This window comes from Cryobacterium sp. TMT2-18-2 (assembly GCF_004402245.1).
Classification (GTDB): Bacteria; Actinomycetota; Actinomycetes; order Actinomycetales; family Microbacteriaceae; genus Cryobacterium; species Cryobacterium sandaracinum.
On sequence record NZ_SOFU01000028.1, the window covers coordinates 65,389 to 85,405 of the forward strand.

Below are 20,017 nucleotides of genomic sequence, written 5' to 3' on the forward strand. Positions count from 1 at the left end.
CCACTCCGTGCGGCTACGCCGTATCGAGTGTTGCCGACCGACCCCGGCCGAACATGAAGGCCTGCGCCAGTTGGATGATCCCGGACAGAACGAGGAACACTCCGCCGATCGTGACCAGAATGGTGACCGACTCGACGGGGGAGAAGAGCACCACGACGCCGGCCACGACGGCGATGGCGCCGAAGACCGTGCCGAACCACCTGCTGGAGTCCGGAGCCGTCTCGACCAATCCGGCCACACCTTCCACGATCCAGGAGATCCCGATAAGCATCCCGAGCACGGCCAGGGTGTCCAAAGGGTTCCTGATTGCGACGATACCGCCGACGATCAGCAGCACGCCGAGCAGGATGTTCACAACCCGGCTACCACCGGACGTACCCTGTGTGAATAATCCTCGGACTACGTGAACGATGCCGCTGATCAAGAAGTACAAGCCGAACAGAATCCCGAGGGACGCGACGGTGGTGTCCGGCCAGGACAGGATCAGGATGCCGACGACCAGAGCCAGCAGGCCGGTCCCAGCGATGGCCAGGCGCACACCCGTGATTTCTGACGTGCTGAGCGCTCTCGAATCCAACGACAGATCAACGGCCGTAACGGTAGTGGGCATTTCAGGTGCCTCTCGGATTCTGGGAACGAGCCGTGTCGCACACGGTAGTCGAGTCCGGCCAGCACGTCCAGACCTCTTCATTGATTGACCGATAATGCACATTATGTCAGTACGTACTGCATCTATTGCAGGAATTGCAGAATAGGACTCCCCTGGTATTTATCCGGCGGAGTGCCGGCCGCGTCAGGAACTTCCGCTGTTTCTCTGGGATGCGGGGCGCTGTATCTGCACCGGGCAAGGTCTGAGCGGTCCGATTCAACGGGGGGAATTTCGCGGCGCATATCCTCTCGGGATCCCCGTATTTCCGCGGTTTCACGCCGAGTGCCTTGCATGTTTTGCATTTGAAGAGCATAATTTGCAGACAGGTTGAGGGGGCTTATGAGCGTCGCATCGGGCCGAGTAATCCATCTGCCTCTGCGCCCCGAGGCGACCAGCCCGGATGCCGTTTTCACCGACATGGTCGACAGCTGGCGCCGCCAACAGCTCTCCCGCAATTTCCGGCACGAAACCATTTCTGGACGCGAACGAACGATCCGTCGGTTCGCGGACTTCACCGGGCACTTCCCGTGGGAATGGACGTTCGCGGACGTCGAGGACTACTTCGCCTACACGCGCTCGGTATCAAACCTGTCCCAGGCCACCGTCCGGGCGTATCAAACCAACCTCAAACTGTTTTGCGACTTCCTCACCGATCCGGCCTACGACTGGAGCGAAGTCTGCGGACGTTCCTTTGGCCGGCCCGTCACTCAGATCATCACCGACTTCAACCGGGCCACCCACACGCAACAGAATGAACAGCAGGCGACGAAACGACCGTTTTCGCGTCGTGAGCTGCAGGACTTCTTCGATCTCGCCGACCTCGAGGTCGAGCGTGTCATCAATTCGGGTCGCAAGGGCGCTATCGCCGCCTCCCGCGATGCCATCGCGTTCAAGACCGCCTACGCCTGGGGGCTTCGCGCCAACGAGGTGACCCACCTGCAGCTGGTCGACTTCTCCCGCAACCCGCACTCGCCCCAATTCGGCGACTTCGGTGTCCTCCACGTCCGTTACGGGAAGGCCCAGAAGGGGTCTGCGCCCAAGCGCCGCTCCGTTCCGTTCTCACCGTGTTCGAGTGGTCGCCTGAGGCCGTTCACCGGTGGGTCCGCACCGGACTGCCTCACCTTGCCGCTCAACCGACCGACCTGTTCCCCACCAGCCAGGGCCTCGTCGTGCCGAAGTCGAATCTGCGTCGACGCATCCGCGCCTACGTCAACGAGCTGGGCTTCCCGGCGGGCCTGGACATGCATTCCCTTCGCCGGTCCTACGTCACCCACCTGTTCGAGTTCTATGGCTTCGAGCACACGTTCGTCCAACAACAAGTTGGCCACCTCCATGCGTCGACCACATCCATTTACACGGCAGTCTCCAGCGACTACCAAACCCGGGCGTTGAACCGCGTCCTCGAGCGCACGATCAACGCGACCACCAACAGCACCCCGTGGGAGGAAAAACCATGAAACGAGAAATCGAGTACCGCTGGCGCGCACGCGAGCTCATGGCGCGCCACGGCATGAAGAACAGCCGAGAACTCGTCGCCCCGCTCCGAGAACGCGGCATCACCCTCTCGGAGTCGCAGATCTATCGACTCGTCGCCCAGGATCCCGAGCGAATCTCCTTCAAAGTCCTGACCGCTCTCTGCGACATCTTCAACGTTGAGGCGAACGAGCTCGTCACCTTCACCGCAGCGAACGCCAAGAGCCAACGCCAAGAACGAGCAATCGCCTCCGGCGAGAACATCGTCAACTTCGCCGACGCCTACAAACCCGTCCGCGCCCGCATCCTCGACGATGACGACTGAGCACCGCACCCGCGGACGCCCCCGAACCCCAGGCACCCTGCACTGCGACCGCTGCGGCGGTCTGGTCGCGAAGATTCGAGTGCACTGGCCCGACGGCGCCATCTGCGGGATCTGCCTCACCACAGCCACACACACCCGCGGCCCTTGCGCCACCTGCGGCGACACACGCCTGCTCCCTGGCAAAGACGCGGACGGATCGAACACCTGCCGTGACTGCGCCGGCATCACCACACTCCTGCACTGCGACAACTGCGGCGATGAAGCCGAACGATTTCGCAACGGCAACTGCATCCGCTGCGTCCTCCGCGTCGACCTCACCGCAACCCTCCAACCCAACACTCCCCCGGACCTCCGGCTCAAACGCCTCGTCGCTGTCTTCGCCAATGCCGAGCGCCCCAAGAGCATCTATACCTGGAAACGCGGCATCGGCGCCAGTGCGCTCCTCACCCGACTGGGCACCAGGGAACTGGCCATCAGCCACGAGGCCTTCGACGCCCTACCCGCATCCAACGCCGTCGAACACCTTCGCGAAACACTCACCCATCACGGCATGCTGCCGCCCCGGGACCGCCAACTGGCGGCATTCGAACGCTGGCTCGAGAAGCGAATCATGTCTCTTGCTGACCATCGCGAGATCCAAGGACCAATCGAACGCTTCGGTCGGTGGCATCACTTGAAACGACTCCGGGCGAAGGCGTTGCCTGGCAAGAACATGAACTTCGCCGTCCGGTCAGCGAAGCAGGAAATCACCGAGTCAGGACGATTCCTCGCCTGGCTCCTATCCGAGCACGACACCACCTACACCGATATCCGTCAGTCGCACCTCGACGACTACCTCGCCTCCGGACCATCCACTCGCCATGCCATCAACACCTTCATCGCATCGCTCGTCACATCACACGAGATCGCGAAAGTCCGGGTCCCCCGTCGTGAAGCACAATCGACCCCGATCCTGACGCAGGCAGCCAGAATCGACCACATCCGCGCCTGCCTCACCGCCGGAGAAATGCCCGCCGCAGACCGCGTCGCCGCACTCATCCTCCTGCTCTACGCACACCCGGTCGGAAAGATCGCAGCCCTGAAAACCAGCGCACTCGAAGCGCGACCCGATGGCCTCTACCTGCGTCTGGGATCGGTGCCAGCCCTACTGCCCGCACAAGTCACGGCAACCTTCTGGGACTACATCCACAACCGCCCCAACCAGCAAACAGTCAACACCGACAGCCCTTGGCTCTTTCCCGGCAACCTGCCTGGCCAACACACCCATCCAGAAACCATGCTGAACCGACTTCGCAGCTGGGGCATCGACCTCAACGGCGTCAGAAACACCGCCCTGCGCGACCTCGCCAAAGAACTCAATCCCACCGCCCTGGCCAACTCCCTCGGCTATAGCAGCAAGATAATCCACCAGCACGCCGCCGCCGGAGCACCACACGCCGACTACATCAACCTCAAATCATCACAGCTCCGGCCCTCGCCCAGGCTCAGTTCCGTGAAGGATTAGGACCCTTTCGGATAAGTCCAGTTCCCGCTTTGGCCGAAACCCGCCATGCGCAACACGTTCGTTATGCTCGTGGGCACCATCCGCGAGCGCCTACTGCAGTGCAGTTACCCACCCGATGAAACGGGCTGGGCTCGCGTAGTGGATGACGCCGTCGCGGTAGCGGTACGCGGAGTCGAACTCCGGTATCGGCCGGCTAACCGACCGCGGGCCGGTCTCGATATACCCATCAGCCAGGAGCTGAGCTCTCAGAACATCCCAAGCCGGCATATCCCGGGTCCAGTTCGCGTACCGAACGGTCAGGTCCGTCTGCGGTTTCGTCCACTCACATCGCAGACCGTCAGCTCCGACCAATGAGTCCAGTTCTTCGCGGGGGCCGTCAGCACGGAAAGTGAGTCCGTCCGTCGCCATTTTCGAATTCAGGTCAGCGGTGAAAGCGTTGTCGCATGTATCGGTTTCAGGGATCGGCGTCGGGGTTGGAGTTATGGTTACGGTCATCGTCGGCGCAGAAATTGGTCCACCAGCTCCCGGTACCGACCCAGAACATCCGATCATCGCCACCGCCAAACAACCCGCCGCCAGAACCGCACTCGCCCCTCGAAACCCCTTGATACGCATAGCCACAACCTACTGGTTCTGGCCCGCCGCGATTTCCATAAGCCGTCGTTCCGTAACTGGCGCCAGGACTCCCCTGTCAGTCAGCACGCCGCCGCCGCCGCCGCTGGAGCGCCCCACGCCGACTACATCAACCTCAAATCACCACAGCGCAGACCCCTCCCAGGCTCAGCAATGGGAACCATTAGGACCCTTTCGGATAAGTCCAGTTCCCACTTAGACTACGCTTTCGCCGGACCACGAGAGGCATCGGAGCACTTCCGAAACGTCCCGCATCGTGCCGGAGTGTGTCCAACGGTGGATTGGGACCCGTGTGCAGACATTTGGCGACAGCCAGCCGAACCGCCGCCGGCGGCCTCATTCGGGGCGGTCGATTTCCTCGTCCGTGTTCTCCGGTTCGTGCGGGCGCAGGACCATCCCGAATTCGTTCACGGGCAGGAACGCGTCCCGGTCCCACGCGCCCGGATGCGGCACGGGGCACGTAAGGATCGTGTCATGGGCGCCGCGCTCGATCGAATGCGCACGCATGGTCTGCCCACAGACCGGGCATTCCTTTAGATCGGTCGGCCCGTCCGTATCCGCGAATCGCGGATCCACTCGGTCGGAGTGACGAGTAGGACTGCTCTCCGGCGGTTTCCTGTCTTTGACCATGCGCTCAGACTACGCCGAGTTGCAAAATCGACCAGGCGTGTGTGCTGTGCGTCTACTCTTCTCCGAAACCCGATTCCAGAAGGTCTCCCAATGCGGCTACGGCTGCCGCTCCGGCCTCGTCCGAGGAGGAGATCTCCGCGGTCATGCCGCGGATGAGTCCGAGTGACATCACGGCAAGCAGACTGGACGCATCTTTGCCATTCACAGTGACTCGTGCCTCGAACGTACTGGCGAGCTTCACGAAGTCAGCAGCCGGTCGGGCATGCAGACCATCCTTGTTTACCAGGGTAACGGTTCGCGTGACCACTGGCGGCAGCGCTGGTTCCGCCCCAGGTGCGCAGACCGCCCCGGCGGCGGATTGCGCGGCCCGCACGACAGACGCGATGTCTCCCCCTATCTCGGCGGCGACGGCTGCAGCCACTCCCCCCTCGACCAGAGGCGCATCCACGATTCGTACTCGGGCACGCGCCGCGTCTCCGAGGAAATCCAACGCGGTTTCGGCCGTCAGGATCGCGGAGCCCAGGTCGCAGAGCAGCACGACGCCGGTGCCGGCGTCAGCCTGTGCAATGCCGCTGACCACCTTCGTGAAGCTCGTGCCGATACCCCCGTCGTCTGTCCCACCGGCCGGGACCATCCTCGTTCGGGGTGCCATCTGGGTCGCCAGATCGACGAGACCGTCGGCGATCTTCGAGCTGTGGGAGATGAAAACGAGACCGACAAGCCCCTCTGTGGCGGTCATTTCAGGCGGTCGCGGCGGTGTCGGCAGCTGCTCGCAACAGCAGGGCCGAAGACTGCGCTCCCGGGTCGCGGTGACCGATGGCCCGTTCGCCGAGGTAGCTAGCCCGTCCCTTACGCGCGACCCAGGGTTCCGTCGCCTCTGCCCCTGCCTCGGCAGCAGCTGCCGCAGCCATCAAAATCGCCAGGTCGTCCGCACCGTCGGCACGGGCTGCTTCGGCGGCGTCGACCGCCGGAGTCCAGGCATCGACCATGGTCTTGTCTCCGGACTCCGCTTTGCCGCGCAGGACGATGCCGTCTCGCGCGGCCGCCAGGAGTGCAACCAGAGCGGCCCCGTTAAGGTCAGCCGAGCCGGTGATGGCCACGGCCGCCTTGAGGAACGCTGTTCCGTACAGTGGACCCGCCGCACCGCCCACGGTTGAGATCAATGTGGTTGCGACGAGTTTGAAGACGTCCCCGGGGTTCGCCTCGGCCGGAAGGTCATCGAGTTTCAACAGCACCGCCTGAAAACCGCGGTCCATGTTTTCACCATGATCACCATCGCCGATTTCACGGTCCAGATCAATCAATTCCACACGGTGCTCATTCATTACCGCCGCACTGGCCCTGATCCAGGCTTTCGCCCACGTGCCGTCTAAATTCATTGGATCTCCTTCTACCCGCCTATCGTCCCCACCGTAGCGCTGCCGTCTGGACCGGCGCATCCCACAGGGCAGTCAATTCGTCATCGAGTTTCAGCACGGTGATGGATGTTCCCTGCATCTCGAGAGACGTCGTGAAGTTCCCGACGAGTGTCCTGGTCACTACGATCCCCTGTTCGGCCAACACCTCGGCGGCCCGTCGAAATACGATGTACAGCTCGATTTGCGGTGTGCCGCCCATTCCGTTGACGAAGAGAAGCACGTTGTCTCCGGCCACGAACGGGATGTCCTCAAGGATAGGGCCGAGGAGACGGTCGACGATGGCGTCGGCCGGCTCCAGCGTGATGCGCGCGCGCCCCGGCTCGCCGTGGATGCCGATCCCGATCTCGATCTCATCGTCGGCGAGCGTGAAGCTGCCTTCCCCGGCGTGGGGAACAACGCACGGCGTCAGCGCCACACCCATTGACCGCACCCCGGAGATGACCCTCTCTGCGATCGCGGCAACGGTCTCCAGGGCGTCTCCGCGCTCAGCCGACGCTCCAGCGATCTTCTCGACCAGGACCGTTCCGGCCACACCACGTCGCCCGGCCGTGTACAGCGAGTCCTTCACGGCGACGTCGTCGTTGACGATCACCGCGCGGACCTCGATTCCCTCCGCGGCGGCGAGGTCGGCGGCGGTCTCGAAATTCAAGACGTCCCCGGTGTAGTTCTTGACGATGTGGAGTACCCCCGCTCCCCCATCGACCGCCTTCGTCGCGGCGAGGATCGGGTCGGGTGTCGGTGAGGTGAAAACGGCCCCGGGTACGGCTGCGTCCAGCATCCCGAACCCGACGAACCCACCGTGAAGTGGCTCGTGTCCGCTTCCTCCTCCGCTGACCAGACCCACTTTCCCGGCAACGGGAGCTTCCGTGCGCACGATGTAGATCGGTTCCGTCGAAATCCGGACGATATCGGCGTGGGCCGCGCCGAACCCGGCCACGGCCTCAGCGACGACGTTCTTGGGATCATTGACGAGTTTCTTCATGTCTCTTCCTTCGATCGAGGTGGTTGGACTGCCCGTCGACGGGCTGGTGTGGAGCGCCGTGCACTCCAGGCTCAACCTACGCGCTGCCCTCGCTGCCGGTAAGGGGCGGTGAATTACACGTCCACCGGCCCATTCCGCTGCGTTAATCGCCGCGCTATGGTAATGCCGATCGCTCACCGCTCAGGGTTGCTCCGGCATCTCCAGCCTCACCAAGAAAGGTCAACGTGGACAATATTGGAGTCGTATTCTTATCGGAAGTGCTGGGTACGGGGATGCTCGTCCTCCTCGGAACCGGTGTGGTCGCCAACGTCGCGCTGGCCAAGAACAAGGGCCTTGGCGGCGGATTCCTCATGGTCACCATCGGGTGGGGTTTCGCAGTCTTCGCCGGCGTCATCGTCGCCTATAACTCCGGCGCACACCTCAACCCGGCAGTCACCCTCGGCCTGGTGACAGCGGGTGCGACGGAGTTCGGTTCGGGCGTTCCCGTGAACTTCCTGTCGGTCCTCACCTACATCGCGGGTCAGTTCCTCGGCGCCTTCATCGGAGCCGTCTTTTGCTGGCTGGCCTACAAACAGCACTTCGACGCTGAGCCCAACTCCGCCAACAAACTCGGCGTCTTCTCGACCGGTCCGGCCATCCGCTCCTACGGCTGGAATCTGACAACCGAGATCATCGGCACATTCGTGCTCGTCTTCGTCGTTCTGGCTTTCGGTGGCGGGCGCCAGGGCGAGAGTGGTGGACTGGCCGCGCTCGGTGCACTGCCCGTCGCGCTGCTTGTCATCGTCATCGGCACCTCGCTCGGTGGGCCGACCGGATACGCCATCAACCCGGCTCGTGACCTGGGGCCCCGCATCGCGCACTTCGTCCTGCCGATCAAGGGCAAGGGAACGTCCGATTGGGCATATTCCTGGGTTCCTGTCGTGGGTCCGGTCATTGGCGGCATGCTCGCCGGATGGGCTTCCCTGTTCCTTTTGCCCGTCCTCACGTAATCCTTCCCGCGGGCCGGTTCAGTCATTGAATCGGCCCGCACTGTGTGGCGTCACGCAGCGGCGTGCGCCGCGTCCAGCATCGATTCTCGCAATCCAAGGAGGTATTTCATGGCCAAGTACGTCATCGCAATCGACCAGGGAACCACGAGTTCCCGAGCCATCATCTTCGACAAAGCAGGCTCGGTGATCGCGATTGGTCAGCTTGAGCACGAGCAGATCTTCCCCCGGGCCGGCTGGGTCGAGCACGACCCGATGGAAATTTGGGACAACACCCGTGAAGTGATCGGCCAGGCTTTGTCCAAGGCGAACCTGACTCGGCATGACATCGAGGCCGTGGGAATCACCAACCAGCGTGAGACCGCAGTGGTCTGGGACCGCCACACCGGGCTGCCCGTATACAACGCGATTGTCTGGCAGGATACCCGCACCCAGCCGATCGTGGACCGTCTCGCCGCCGACGGCGGAGTCGAACGGTTCAAAGCCCAGGTTGGGCTCCCCCTGGCGACATACTTCTCCGGAACGAAGATCGTCTGGATTCTTGAGAACGTGCATGGCGCGCGCGCCAAGGCCGAAGCGGGCGATCTGATGTTCGGCACGACGGACTCCTGGGTGCTGTGGAACCTGACCGGCGGGCTCGAAGGCGGCGTGCACGCGACGGACGTGACCAACGCCAGTCGCACCATGTTCATGGATCTCGAGACTCTGCAATGGGACGACGACATCCTCGCCGCCTTCGGGGTGCCGAGGTCGATGCTGCCCGAGATTCGCTCCTCGTCCGAGGTCTACGGCCTCGTGAATGAGCACAGCCTGCTGCGCGAGGTACCGATCGCGGGCATCCTGGGCGACCAGCAGGCGGCCACCTTCGGACAGGCCGCTTTCGACCAAGGTGAGGCGAAGAACACCTACGGCACGGGCAACTTCCTCATCTTCAACACGGGCACCGAGATCATCCACTCCAAGAACGGTCTGCTCACCACGCTCGGTTACAAACTCGGCGACGCGGCCCCCCACTATGCGTTGGAGGGGTCGATCGCCGTCACCGGCGCCCTCGTGCAGTGGCTGCGAGACAATCTGGGAATGATCAGTACCTCCGAGGAAATCGAGACGCTTGCCAAAACGGTCGATGACAATGGCGGCGCCTACTTCGTGCCGGCCTTCTCCGGCCTGTTCGCGCCGTACTGGCGTGCGGATGCCCGTGGCGCCCTGGTCGGCCTGACCCGATTCGTGAACAAGGGCCACATCGCCCGCGCCACCCTCGAGGCGACCGCGTTTCAGACCCGGGAGGTCCTCGACGCGGTCAACGCCGACTCTGGTGTCCCATTGACCGAGCTGAAGGTTGACGGCGGCATGATCGTCAACAACACGCTGATGCAGTTCCAGGCCGACATCATCGGCGTGCCAGTGGTACGACCCGTCGTGGCCGAAACCACGGCTCTCGGCGCCGCGTACGCCGCCGGACTGGCGGTCGGGTTCTGGAGCGACCTTGACGAATTGCGGGCCAACTGGCAGGAGGACAGCCGGTGGACCCCGCAAATGGGCGAAGAAGAGCGGAACCGACAGATGCGCAACTGGAAGAAGGCCGTTACCAAGACGTTCGGCTGGGTTGACGACGACGTCGTCTAGCTCGTCTCGGTGTCTGGGCCAGCCGGGTCACACCCGACTGGCCGCAACCCACTCAGCGAGCTTGACCGTGGCCGCACCGGAGTCGACTGCCTCTGCGGCCACGGCCATTTTGGTGCGGAAGCGCTCGATGATATTGACTTGAGACTGCGCGGGATCGTTTGCCAGGTCAAACGCGACCAGGCCGGCGGCCGCGTTCAGCAGGACGATGTCACGCACCGCACCGACCTCACCGGCCAGCACTGAATGAACGACGGCGGCATTGTGCTCAGCGTCCCCGCCAACGAGCTCATTGATCGAGGCCCGTCGAATTCCCAGGTCACGCGGATCGATGTCGTGTTCCGTCACCAAGCCCCGCGACACCTCCCAGACATGGCTGTGGCCCGTCGTGGTCAGCTCATCAAGACCGTCATCACCGCGGAAGACCAGGGCCGTCGCCCCCCGCGTCTGGAATACACCCACGATGAGCGGAACTCGGTCCAGGTTTGCGACTCCCACTGCTGACGCCTCGGGACGGGCCGGATTGCACAACGGGCCGAGGTAGTTGAACACCGTGGGGATGCCGAGCTCCTTGCGCGCCAGGGCTGCGTGACGGAACCCTGGGTGAAAAGCGGCAGCGAAGGCGAAGGTGATCCCAGCCGTATCCAAAATGGCAGCAACCTGGTCGGCGGACAGTGTCAGGTCAATGCCGAGGGCAGCAAGCACGTCCGACGAACCGGACGCCGAGCTTGAGGCCCGGTTCCCGTGTTTGATCACGGGAACGCCGACCCCGGCGCAGATGATGGAGGCCATCGTCGAGATGTTGACGGTGCCGAACCGATCCCCACCAGTGCCGACGATGTCCAAGGCCATCGGGTTCACCGCCAGCGGAACGGCATGGTCGAGGATCGCATCCCGAAACCCGACGATTTCGTCAACGGTTTCGCCCTTGGCGCGTAGGGCTACGAGGAAGCCGGCCAGCTGCGCCGGAGTTGCCTCCCCCAGCATGACCTGCTCCATGCTCCACGCGGCATCGGAGACGCTGAGGTCCTCCCCCGCAAGCAGAGCGCTGAGGACGTTTGGCCAGGACTGAATTTCAAGCATGGAACGATTTTAGCGAGATCGACGATCCGTCCCGAATTCGCTTCCCGGGGCGCGTTTGTTGCAATCAGGTAGTCATTCCCGCAATTGAGGGACAGGTCCGCCCCGATGACAATAACCGCTACGCAAATCGGCCATAATGGAAGGGTGACGAGTCCATCAATTACTTACACGGTCAATGCGCCCGTTGTTAACCGGCCCAACAGCGTGGCTGTCGGCACTATCGTCTGGTTGGGCAGCGAAGTCATGTTCTTCGCCGGGCTCTTCGCCATCTATTTCACGCTGCGGTCGACGTCGCCTGAATTGTGGTTATTCGAGACAGAGAAGCACGGCTTCGGATTCGCCCTCGTGAACACGCTGATCCTTGTGTCCTCTTCGGTGACCTGCCAATTCGGAGTGTTTGCGGCAGAACGCCTGCAATCACGTTCGACCGGATGGAAACCCAGCCAGTGGGGCATGGTCGAGTGGTTCTTCCTCACCTACGCCCTCGGGGCCATATTCGTGTCCGGTCAGGTCTTTGAGTACGCGACTCTCGTTTCCGAGGGCGTCTCGCTTACCAGCAACGCCTACGGATCCGCATTTTACCTCACCACCGGGTTCCACGGTATTCACGTGACTGCCGGCCTGATCGCGTTCCTGCTCGTCATCGGGCGCGCCTTCGCGGTCAAGAACTTCGGTCACAAGGAAGCAACGAGCGCCATCGTCGTGTCGTACTACTGGCACTTCGTCGACGTCGTCTGGATCGGGTTGTTCCTCGTTATTTACGTTCTTAAATAGAAAGTCGGAGTGGACACCACGTATGACCACGATTAGCACACCGAAGCAGTCCGACGGTCGCAAAGCCGGCCGTCGCAGCCCGCTTGCCAGCGTCGCCCTCATCGCGATCGGACTCCTCTTCACAGGAGGCGCCTACGCCGCTTTCAGCACGAGCACGGCCAGTGCGGAGACGAACGCCGCGTCGCAGCAGACCGTCAGCGAAGGGCAGAAACTCTTCGCGGCCAACTGCGCCACCTGTCACGGATTGGAAGCAGCGGGGACCAATGCCGGCCCCAGCCTGATCGGCGTCGGTGCTGCATCGGTCGACTTCCAGGTGGGCACCGGACGGATGCCGATGCAGTTGAACGGACCGCAGGCTGAGAAGAAGGCCGTCCAGTTCACAGACGAGCAAATCGTGTCCCTCGCCGCTTACGTGGCGTCCCTCGCGCCGGGTCCGGCACTTCCGGATCCGTCTCTCCTCGACGCTGAGGGCGATGCCGCCAACGGCGCCGAGCTGTTCCGCATCAACTGCGCGATGTGCCACAACGTCGCCGGCGCCGGTGGTGCCCTCACTCAGGGCAAGTATGCGCCTGCCCTGGCGGGGGTCACGGAGAAGCACATCTACGAGGCCATGGTCACCGGCCCGCAGAATATGCCCGTGTTCAACGACATGAACATTTCCCCGGAGAGCAAGCGCGACATCATCACCTACCTCAAGTACCTGGACAACAACCCGTCTCCCGGTGGATTCGCTCTGGGCGCCCTCGGACCGGTCTCGGAAGGTCTTTTCCTTTGGATCTTCGGTCTTGGGTCGATCGTTGCCCTGACGGTGTGGATCACCGCCAAGTCGAACTGATCACCAACCAGGTCTGACACAAACTGTTTTATGAGAATTCCGATGAAGGAGAACAATGGCCAAGGACGATAACAGCGGGAAGGACTTGACCGCTGCTGACTCGTCGGGCGTCGGGCATGAGGGGGCTCCCGCGGGCACCGCCGTCGTCGTACGGGACGCCGTGGCCAATCCGGGTTTCCCCCCGCACCGCCTGCGCGTCACCGACCTCAACCCCAGCGCGGAGCGTCGCGCCGAGCGAACCGTCTACACGCTCTTCTACCTGTCGATCGTGGGCAGTCTCTTCGCAATCGTGGCGTATATGGTCTTCCCGATCATCCCTGAGGAACCGGATTCGGTTCGTCTGAACAACCTCTTCATCGGTCTCGGCCTCACCCTCGCCCTTCTGGCAATCGGCATCGGCGCCGTGCACTGGGGCAAGGCGCTCATGTTCGACCACGAAGGCGTCGACGAGCGCCACCCGGTGCGAGGGTCGGATGAGACCCGCGAACGCGCGGTCGAGATCTTTCACGAGGCCAATGTCGAATCGGGCATCGGTCGCCGTACGCTAATCCGAAACAGCCTCATCGGCGCCTTGATCGCCTTTCCGCTTCCGGCCGTCGTGCTGTTCCGCGGCTTGGGCCCGCAGGACACCAATCCCGCTGCAGCTCTCGAACACACCATGTGGAAGAAGGGCACCAGGCTCGCGATCGATCCCACGGGCACACCGATCAAGGCCTCCGATGTCACCCTCGGCTCGGCCTTTCATGTGATTCCCGAAGGATTGCAGGACCTCGGCCACGGCAAACTCGAAGAGAAGGCCAAGGCCGCAGTTCTTCTGATGAGGCTGAAGCCGGAAGACATCAATGAGCCCGCCGACAAGAAGGACTGGTCGTACGACGGCATTGTCGCCTACTCAAAGATCTGCACGCACGTCGGATGCCCGGTCGCGCTTTATGAGCAGCAGACCCACACGCTCCTGTGCCCCTGTCACCAGTCGCAGTTCGACGTGACGAACCAGTGCGAAGTCATCTTCGGACCGGCCAAGCGCCCTCTGCCGCAGCTGCCCATCACGGTAGACTCCGAGGGGTATCTCATTGCACAAAGCGATTTCACTGAACCCGTCGGACCGAGCTTCTGGGAGCGGAATTGAGCACTGCAACTACGACTACTGACCTAGTCGAAACAAAGAAGTCCGGTGGCCTTACCGGGGCCGCCGCGAACTACATCGACGAACGCACCAGCATTTCGACTGCGGTCAAGGAACTAGGTCGCAAGATCTTCCCCGACCACTGGTCATTCCTGCTCGGTGAGGTTGCCCTGTACAGCTTTGTCATCATCCTGTTGTCCGGTTCGTTCCTCACGTTCTTCTTCAGTGCGTCGATGACGCCGGTGGAGTACGACGGTTCGTACATGCCACTCAAGGGTGTGGAGATGTCTGCCGCGATGGCATCCTCCCTGGACATCTCCTTTGATATTCGTGGCGGGCTCCTCATGCGCCAGGTCCACCACTGGGCAGCACTACTCTTCGTGGCTGCAATCGGCTTGCACATGCTCCGCATCTACTTCACCGGTGCGTTCCGCAAGCCGCGCGAGCTCAACTGGGTCATCGGGTTCGTTCTGTTCATCCTGGCCATGGCCGAAGGATTCACCGGCTACTCCCTCCCCGACGACCTGCTCTCCGGAAACGGCTTGCGCATCATCGACGGAATGGTCAAGGGAATCCCGCTGGTCGGAACCTGGATTTCGTTCCTCCTGTTCGGTGGAGAGTTCCCGGGCGAGGCGATCGTCGGACGCCTGTACTCCCTCCACATTCTGCTGCTGCCGGCCATTATCGTGGCACTGATCGCGATGCACCTGCTCTTCGTCGTCGTACACAAACACACGCAATACCCTGGTGCCGGACGCACCAACCAGAATGTGGTCGGCTACCCGGTTCTCCCCGTATATGCGGCCAAGGCCGGTGGCTTCTTCTTCATCGTCTTCGGCATCGTGATGCTGATGGCGTCGCTGTTCACGATCAACCCCATCTGGAACTACGGTCCCTACGACCCCTCCCCCGTTTCGGCCGGAACACAGCCGGACTGGTACATCGGTTTCGCTGACGGCGCCCTGCGCCTGATCCCGCCGGGACTCGAGATGGTCTGGCTCGATCGCACCTGGTCCTTCAACATCCTGATCCCGTTGGTGTCGCTGGGCCTGTTCATCCTGGTCGTGCTCATCTACCCGTTCATCGAGGGATGGGTCACCGGAGACAAGCGAGAGCACCACATTCTCGACCGTCCCCGGAACGCCCCGACACGCACCGCCATCGGTGCCGCCGGAGTCACGTTCTACGCGGCGCTGTGGGCCACGGCCTCCTCGGACATCATCGCAACGCACTTCAAGGTGACGATGGAGGGCGTGATTCACACCATGCAGTTCCTGGTGATTGTGGGGCCCTTCATCGCCTTCTTCGTGACGAAACGCATCTGCCTGGCGTTGCAGAAGAAGGACCGCGAGATCGTTCTGCACGGCTACGAGTCCGGACGTATCGTGCGTCTGCCCGGTGGCGAGTACATCGAAGTTCACCAGCCGGTTGATGAATATGAGCGCTGGAAGCTGGTCAGCTATAACGACTACAAGCCGCTCATGATCCGCCCGAACGCCAAGGGCAAAATCACGGCGGGCCAAAAGGCCCGTGCCGGACTGTCCCGCTGGTTCTTCGAGGACCGGATCGAACCGGTATCGACCACTGAACTCGAACGGGCGCACGACCACCACCACTAGGCTCCGGCCGCGAACACAGATCGGGCATCGATGTCCCTCCAGACCCTGTCGGAGTGGCTTCGGTGCCCGAACTGTTTTCTGCCACTCACCCCCGCCGGGCCGCTGACGCTGCGCTGCGGGGCCGGACACTCCTTCGACGCGAACAAGCGGGGATACGTGTCATTGGCAGGCGGTGCGCGCCGGCTGATCGGCGATAGCGTCGCGATGGTCGACGCGAGAGCACTTTTCCTCGAGACCGGCTGGTACGAGCCGCTGCGCCACCGCCTCGCTGAGCGGGTGGCGGCTGAGAACCCCTCCCGGGTCTTAGACATCGGCTGTGGAACCGGATACTACTTGCGGGGGGTTCTCGCACTCTGTCCAGATGCGCGTGCCCTGGGAATGGACCTTTCCCCCGTGGCGGTCGGGCGCACAGTGAGCGGTCAGGACAACGTCGACGGGCTCGTGGCGGATGTCTGGTCCCCCCTGCCGGTACGGGACGCATCAGCAGATGTACTCCTCAACGTTTTTGCCCCCCGGAACCCGTCCGAGTTTCACCGGGTGCTGCGCGAAGACGGCCTGCTCATCGTCGTCGTGCCGCAAGCTTCCCACCTGCAGGAGCTCAGGGCGTCCGGTCTGGCGTTGGACGTGCCCGCGAACAAAGGCAAGCACCTGTCCGAGGCGCTGTCCCCCGCCTTCGAACTGGAAACACGGGACGAGTTGTCGTCTTCGCTGCGTCTCAACCCGGCCCAGGCATCCGCTCTGATCGGGATGGGTCCGTCAGCCCACCACACGGATGTCGACGCGCTGACCCACCAGCTCAGCGGCGTTCAGACCGTCACGGCGTCCTTCGAGTTACTCGGCTACCGTCGCATCACGATCTGAAGCCCGGCAGCCACGCGTAGCGTCCCACGACCTGAACGAATTCGACGGAGATTCTGGCAGAATCGCACCCCGACGCCCTGGAAAGACGAGTACACCAGAGAATCTCCGTCGAAATCGTTTGAGGCCATGCGGGCGGGAACTGTGGATCAGGCTACGTGGAACTGTGAAATTATCCGAACGTGTCACTCCGAAGCGATGCGCCGGGTATAACCAACGGCGACGTCCAGGACCTGTGTCCTGGACGCCGCCCCTTCTGCCTGAAGTACGCATTTCGGTTCGAATCAGCGCGCGAAATTGCCCCGGTAGTACTCGTATACCCAACCGACGAGGCAGATGACGCCGACACCCAACGCGATGATCGAGATCCACACGCCGACAGCCAGCCCCATGAAGAGCAGAGCAGCACTGGCAGCCAAGAGGATGGGCCACCAGCTCCACGGGCTGTAGAAACCAACCTCAGGGTCGCCGTCGTCGATATTCGCGTCCAGACGATCTTCGGGAAGCTCGCCGCCCTGGGCGCTGTGTACGCGTCCGAGGTAGAAGGCGATAAAGCTGAACAGGATGGCGGACAGGCCGAGTGCGAACGTCCCCGCCCACTCAACCTTGTTCTGCAACGGGTCGACGAGTCCCCAGATGACGTAGGCCACCGTGACCAGGGCGAAAAATCCTGTCAGAACCCAGAGCAGGTTGACGTTGGTTCTCATTTACTTCGTCCTTTTCGACGCGACGTCGTACGTGGGGGCATCCGGGGCGTCCTTCGCCGGCCCGATTCCGACTGTTATGGGCGCTTCCGGGTGGTTCAGGTCGAACGCAGGGCGTTCGGACCGGATGCGCGGGATCGAGGTAAAGTTGTGGCGCGGCGGCGGGCAGGAGGTAGCCCACTCCAGCGAGCCGCCGTAGCCCCACGGGTCGTTCACGGTGACCTGCGGTGCCTTGCGGGCGGTGATATAGACGTTCAGGAAGAACGGGATCATCGAGATCGCGAGAATGACCGAACCGACCGTGGACAACTGGTTCATCCAGGTGAAGCCGTCCTCGGGCAGGTACGACGCGTAGCGACGCGGCATGCCCACGACGCCCAGCCAGTGCTGTACCAGGAAGGTGGTGTGGAAACCGATGAAGAGGAACCAGAAGTGCCACTTGCCGAGGCTCTCATTGAGCATCTTGCCGGTCCACTTCGGCCACCAAAAGTAGAACCCGCTGAACATCGCGAACACCACGGTTCCGAAGATGACGTAGTGGAAGTGCGCGACGACGAAGTAGGTGTCCGAGACGTGGAAGTCGAGCGGCGGCGAGGCCAGGATGACGCCGGTGAGGCCACCGAAGGTGAAGGTGACCAAGAAGCCGAGGGCCCACAGCATGGGCGTCTCAAAGGTCAGTGAGCCCCGCCACATGGTGCCGATCCAGTTGAAGATCTTCACCCCGGTCGGGACGGCGATCAGCATCGTCATCAGGGAGAAGAACGGCAGCAGCACGGAGCCGGTGACGTACATGTGGTGCGCCCAGACCGCCACGGACAGTGCCGCGATGGAGATGGTCGCGTAGATGAGGGTCTTGTAACCGAAGATCGGCTTGCGGCTGAAGACCGGGAAGACTTCTGACACGATGCCGAAGAACGGCAGCGCGATGATGTACACCTCAGGGTGACCGAAGAACCAGAACAGGTGCTGCCACAGGATGGCACCACCATTGGCCGGATCGTAGATGTGCGAGAGGAAGATCCGGTCGGACGCCGCGGCCAGGAGCGCCGCGGCGAGGACCGGGAAGGCCATCAGGATGAGAAGCGACGTGACCAGGGTGTTCCAGGTGAAGATGGGCATCCGGAACATGGTCATGCCGGGGGCGCGCATCGTGATCACTGTGGTGATGAAGTTCACGGCTCCGAGGATGGTGCCGAAGCCGCTCAGCCCGAGCCCGACCATCCACAGGTTGCCGCCGACGCCTGGGGAGAACGTCGTGCTGGCCAGTGGCTGATAGGCGAACCAGCCGAAGGACGCGGCACCCTGCGGGGTGAGGAAGCCACCGACGGCGACAAGGCTGCCGAAGAAGAAGGCCCAGAAGGAGAAGGCGTTCAACCGGGGGAAGGCCACGTCGGGGGCGCCGATCTGCAGGGGCATGAGGGAGTTCGCGAATCCGAAAAACAGCGGTGTCGCGAACATCAGCAGCATGATTGTGCCGTGCATGGTGAAGAGCTGGTTGTACTGCTCCTTCGTCTGGACGACCTCGAGACCGGGGGCGAAGAGCTGTGCGCGGATCACCAGTGCCATGACGCCGGCGAGGCAGAAGTAGACGAACGACGTGATCAGGTACATGTACCCGATCACCTTGTGGTCGGTGGAGGTGATCCACCGGACGATGACGTTGCCCTTGCGCTCGACACCGGTGGGCCGACGCGGAGCGGTGGGGGCTGCCGGCGCGGAAGATGCCGTAGTGGTGGTAGTCATGGACTAGTTGCCCTCCTGCTCGGTCGGTGCTGTCGTTCCCGGCAGATTTTGGTTGCGCTCGTACTCGAGGCCGAGCTGGCCGTCGTTGCCTTCAGCACGCAAAGAGTCGATGTACGACTCGTAGTCTGCCTCGGAGACGACCTCGACCTTGAAGAGCATGAGCGAGTGGTACTCGCCGCACAGTTCGGCACATTTCCCGTCATAGGTGCCGATGCGCTCCGGGATGATCGACATGTAGTTGGTCTTGCCGGGGATCATGTCCTTTTTGTACAGGAAGTCGACGACCCAGAACGAGTGGATGACATCGCGGGCGTCGAGCGCCAGCTCGACCTTCTGGCCGACCGGCAGGACGAGCGTGGGGATTTCGGACTGAAGCAGCGAACCGGCGGGACCGTCGACGTCGGGCTGGCCCTGGATCCCCGCGGTATAGACGTCTTCGTTGACGTAGTTGAAGTCCCAAGCCCACTGCTTGCCGATGACCTGGATTTTGACCTCCGGCTCATCGAAGCGTGCCTCGATCTCTGCCTGGTCCCGCGCGGTGAAGGCGAAGAAACCGACCACGAGAATAAGGGGAACGACAGTGTAGAAAATTTCGATAGGCATGTTGTAACGAAGCTGCACCGGAAGACCGGTCTGGCCCTTGCGGCGACGGTAGACAACGACGGCCCAGATCGTGAGCCCCCAGGTGATGAGACCCACGATCAAAAGAACGATCCATGACGTGGTCCATAGCCCGGAGATGCGTTCGGTCTGGTTAGTCACCGCCGGCTCACCCTCGATGAAGCCGGGGAGGTAGCCATGAAGCTGGGCTTGCGAGCAACCTGCGAGAACAAGGGCCAACGACGCTGCGATTGGAATTGCAGCCCATCGGAGACGATGGTTTTTGCGCACCAGTAACCTTTCGGTGAGACTCGAGGACACTTAACTGGAAGTGCTTCTATAGACCCTCAGCTTACTGCGGGTGACACGATCCGTTGTGCAAGAACCGGCCTCCGAGATAACGAATTCGTCGCCAGTCACAGGATTTGCGGAGGTACTAGCCCGGGGCGCTT

The 20,017-nt window shown here is 62.5% G+C and carries 20 protein-coding genes and 1 pseudogene; 11 read left to right on the forward strand and 10 right to left on the reverse strand.

The genetic code is table 11. The features are described 5' to 3' along the window. Positions 1-13 precede the first annotated feature (13 nt). On the reverse strand, positions 14-610 hold the full coding sequence (locus tag E3O22_RS09200; protein ID WP_166784606.1) for an HdeD family acid-resistance protein: 597 nt from the start codon (positions 608-610) through the stop codon (positions 14-16). A gap of 456 nt (positions 611-1,066) precedes the next feature. Between E3O22_RS09200 and E3O22_RS16360 the strand changes: the two are divergent. After that, positions 1,067-1,258: pseudogene (locus E3O22_RS16360) on the forward strand (site-specific integrase); the annotation flags it as partial. Here the strand turns inward: E3O22_RS16360 and E3O22_RS16365 are convergent. After that, the gene (locus E3O22_RS16365; protein ID WP_241976593.1) at positions 1,232-1,651 is read right to left on the reverse strand and encodes a hypothetical protein; all 420 of its coding nucleotides are present in this window, start codon (positions 1,649-1,651) and stop codon (positions 1,232-1,234) included. The pseudogene E3O22_RS16360 and the gene E3O22_RS16365 overlap by 27 nt on opposite strands. 62 nt (positions 1,652-1,713) lie before the next feature. Between E3O22_RS16365 and E3O22_RS16370 the strand changes: the two genes are divergently transcribed. The 3 genes from E3O22_RS16370 to E3O22_RS09215 are packed head-to-tail and all read left to right on the forward strand — an operon-like array spanning position 1,714 to position 3,951. After that, the gene (locus tag E3O22_RS16370; RefSeq protein ID WP_241976594.1) at positions 1,714-2,106 is read left to right on the forward strand and encodes a tyrosine-type recombinase/integrase; all 393 of its coding nucleotides are present in this window, start codon (positions 1,714-1,716) and stop codon (positions 2,104-2,106) included. Further along, entirely contained in the window at positions 2,103-2,447 is a 345-nt protein-coding gene (locus E3O22_RS09210; RefSeq protein WP_104169166.1) for a helix-turn-helix transcriptional regulator, read from the forward strand. Before E3O22_RS16370 ends, E3O22_RS09210 begins: the two co-directional genes overlap by 4 nt. Continuing rightward, complete coding sequence (locus tag E3O22_RS09215; RefSeq protein ID WP_241976595.1) at positions 2,437-3,951, forward strand: site-specific recombinase; 1,515 nt, start codon at positions 2,437-2,439, stop codon at positions 3,949-3,951. Before E3O22_RS09210 ends, E3O22_RS09215 begins: the two co-directional genes overlap by 11 nt. Before the next feature lie 969 nt (positions 3,952-4,920). Here E3O22_RS09215 and E3O22_RS15910 read toward each other — a convergent pair. The 4 genes from E3O22_RS15910 to dhaK all read right to left on the reverse strand — a co-directional run bounded on the left by E3O22_RS15910 (position 4,921) and on the right by dhaK (position 7,614). After that, positions 4,921-5,091, reverse strand: coding sequence for a hypothetical protein (locus E3O22_RS15910; RefSeq protein ID WP_166784607.1), 171 nt, complete (start codon positions 5,089-5,091; stop codon positions 4,921-4,923). A gap of 175 nt (positions 5,092-5,266) precedes the next feature. Then, positions 5,267-5,953, reverse strand: a complete 687-nt coding sequence (gene dhaM / locus E3O22_RS09220; protein WP_134395572.1) for a dihydroxyacetone kinase phosphoryl donor subunit DhaM — start codon at positions 5,951-5,953, stop codon at positions 5,267-5,269. Between the two features lies 1 nt (position 5,954). After that, positions 5,955-6,593: a dihydroxyacetone kinase subunit DhaL gene (gene dhaL, locus E3O22_RS09225; RefSeq protein WP_134395573.1), complete on the reverse strand. Its 639-nt coding sequence runs from the start codon at positions 6,591-6,593 to the stop codon at positions 5,955-5,957. Positions 6,594-6,612: 19 nt separating this feature from the next. Next, entirely contained in the window at positions 6,613-7,614 is a 1,002-nt protein-coding gene (gene dhaK / locus E3O22_RS09230) for a dihydroxyacetone kinase subunit DhaK (RefSeq protein WP_134395574.1), read from the reverse strand. Positions 7,615-7,838: 224 nt separating this feature from the next. On the opposite strand from dhaK, the gene E3O22_RS09235 reads away from it, so the two are divergent. Next, positions 7,839-8,603, forward strand: a complete 765-nt coding sequence (locus tag E3O22_RS09235; RefSeq protein WP_134395575.1) for an MIP/aquaporin family protein — start codon at positions 7,839-7,841, stop codon at positions 8,601-8,603. Positions 8,604-8,711: 108 nt separating this feature from the next. Further along, positions 8,712-10,226: a glycerol kinase GlpK gene (gene glpK, locus E3O22_RS09240; RefSeq protein WP_134395576.1), complete on the forward strand. Its 1,515-nt coding sequence runs from the start codon at positions 8,712-8,714 to the stop codon at positions 10,224-10,226. 27 nt (positions 10,227-10,253) lie between these two features. Here glpK and trpD read toward each other — a convergent pair whose 3' ends face one another. Further along, the gene (trpD, locus tag E3O22_RS09245; protein ID WP_134395577.1) at positions 10,254-11,306 is read right to left on the reverse strand and encodes an anthranilate phosphoribosyltransferase; all 1,053 of its coding nucleotides are present in this window, start codon (positions 11,304-11,306) and stop codon (positions 10,254-10,256) included. A 105-nt stretch (positions 11,307-11,411) separates the two neighbouring features. Here trpD and E3O22_RS09250 point away from each other — a divergent pair, with 105 nt between their 5' ends. The 5 genes from E3O22_RS09250 to E3O22_RS09270 are packed head-to-tail and all read left to right on the forward strand — an operon-like array spanning position 11,412 to position 16,521. After that, positions 11,412-12,080 (forward strand): heme-copper oxidase subunit III, encoded by a 669-nt coding sequence (locus E3O22_RS09250; RefSeq protein ID WP_134395578.1) that lies wholly within the window; start codon positions 11,412-11,414, stop codon positions 12,078-12,080. A 22-nt stretch (positions 12,081-12,102) separates the two neighbouring features. After that, positions 12,103-12,915 (forward strand): cytochrome c, encoded by an 813-nt coding sequence (locus tag E3O22_RS09255; protein WP_134395579.1) that lies wholly within the window; start codon positions 12,103-12,105, stop codon positions 12,913-12,915. A gap of 55 nt (positions 12,916-12,970) precedes the next feature. Next, positions 12,971-14,044: a ubiquinol-cytochrome c reductase iron-sulfur subunit gene (locus E3O22_RS09260; RefSeq protein WP_134395580.1), complete on the forward strand. Its 1,074-nt coding sequence runs from the start codon at positions 12,971-12,973 to the stop codon at positions 14,042-14,044. Further along, a complete protein-coding gene (locus E3O22_RS09265; protein WP_134395581.1) occupies positions 14,041-15,660 on the forward strand; it encodes a ubiquinol-cytochrome c reductase cytochrome b subunit in 1,620 nt (539 codons plus the stop codon). Before E3O22_RS09260 ends, E3O22_RS09265 begins: the two co-directional genes overlap by 4 nt. Positions 15,661-15,690: 30 nt before the next feature. After that, positions 15,691-16,521 carry a methyltransferase domain-containing protein gene (locus tag E3O22_RS09270; protein WP_134395582.1) on the forward strand — a complete coding sequence of 277 codons (831 nt, stop codon included), beginning with the start codon at positions 15,691-15,693 and terminating at the stop codon, positions 16,519-16,521. 281 nt (positions 16,522-16,802) lie between these two features. Here E3O22_RS09270 and E3O22_RS09275 read toward each other — a convergent pair whose 3' ends face one another. From E3O22_RS09275 to coxB, 3 genes are read right to left on the reverse strand one after another with little or no spacing between them, the layout of a single operon-like run. Beyond that, positions 16,803-17,225 (reverse strand): cytochrome c oxidase subunit 4, encoded by a 423-nt coding sequence (locus tag E3O22_RS09275; protein WP_134395583.1) that lies wholly within the window; start codon positions 17,223-17,225, stop codon positions 16,803-16,805. After that, complete coding sequence (gene ctaD, locus E3O22_RS09280; RefSeq protein WP_134395584.1) at positions 17,226-18,965, reverse strand: cytochrome c oxidase subunit I; 1,740 nt, start codon at positions 18,963-18,965, stop codon at positions 17,226-17,228. Positions 18,966-18,968: 3 nt separating this feature from the next. Further along, complete coding sequence (gene coxB, locus E3O22_RS09285; protein ID WP_134395585.1) at positions 18,969-19,856, reverse strand: cytochrome c oxidase subunit II; 888 nt, start codon at positions 19,854-19,856, stop codon at positions 18,969-18,971. Positions 19,857-20,017 lie beyond the last annotated feature (161 nt).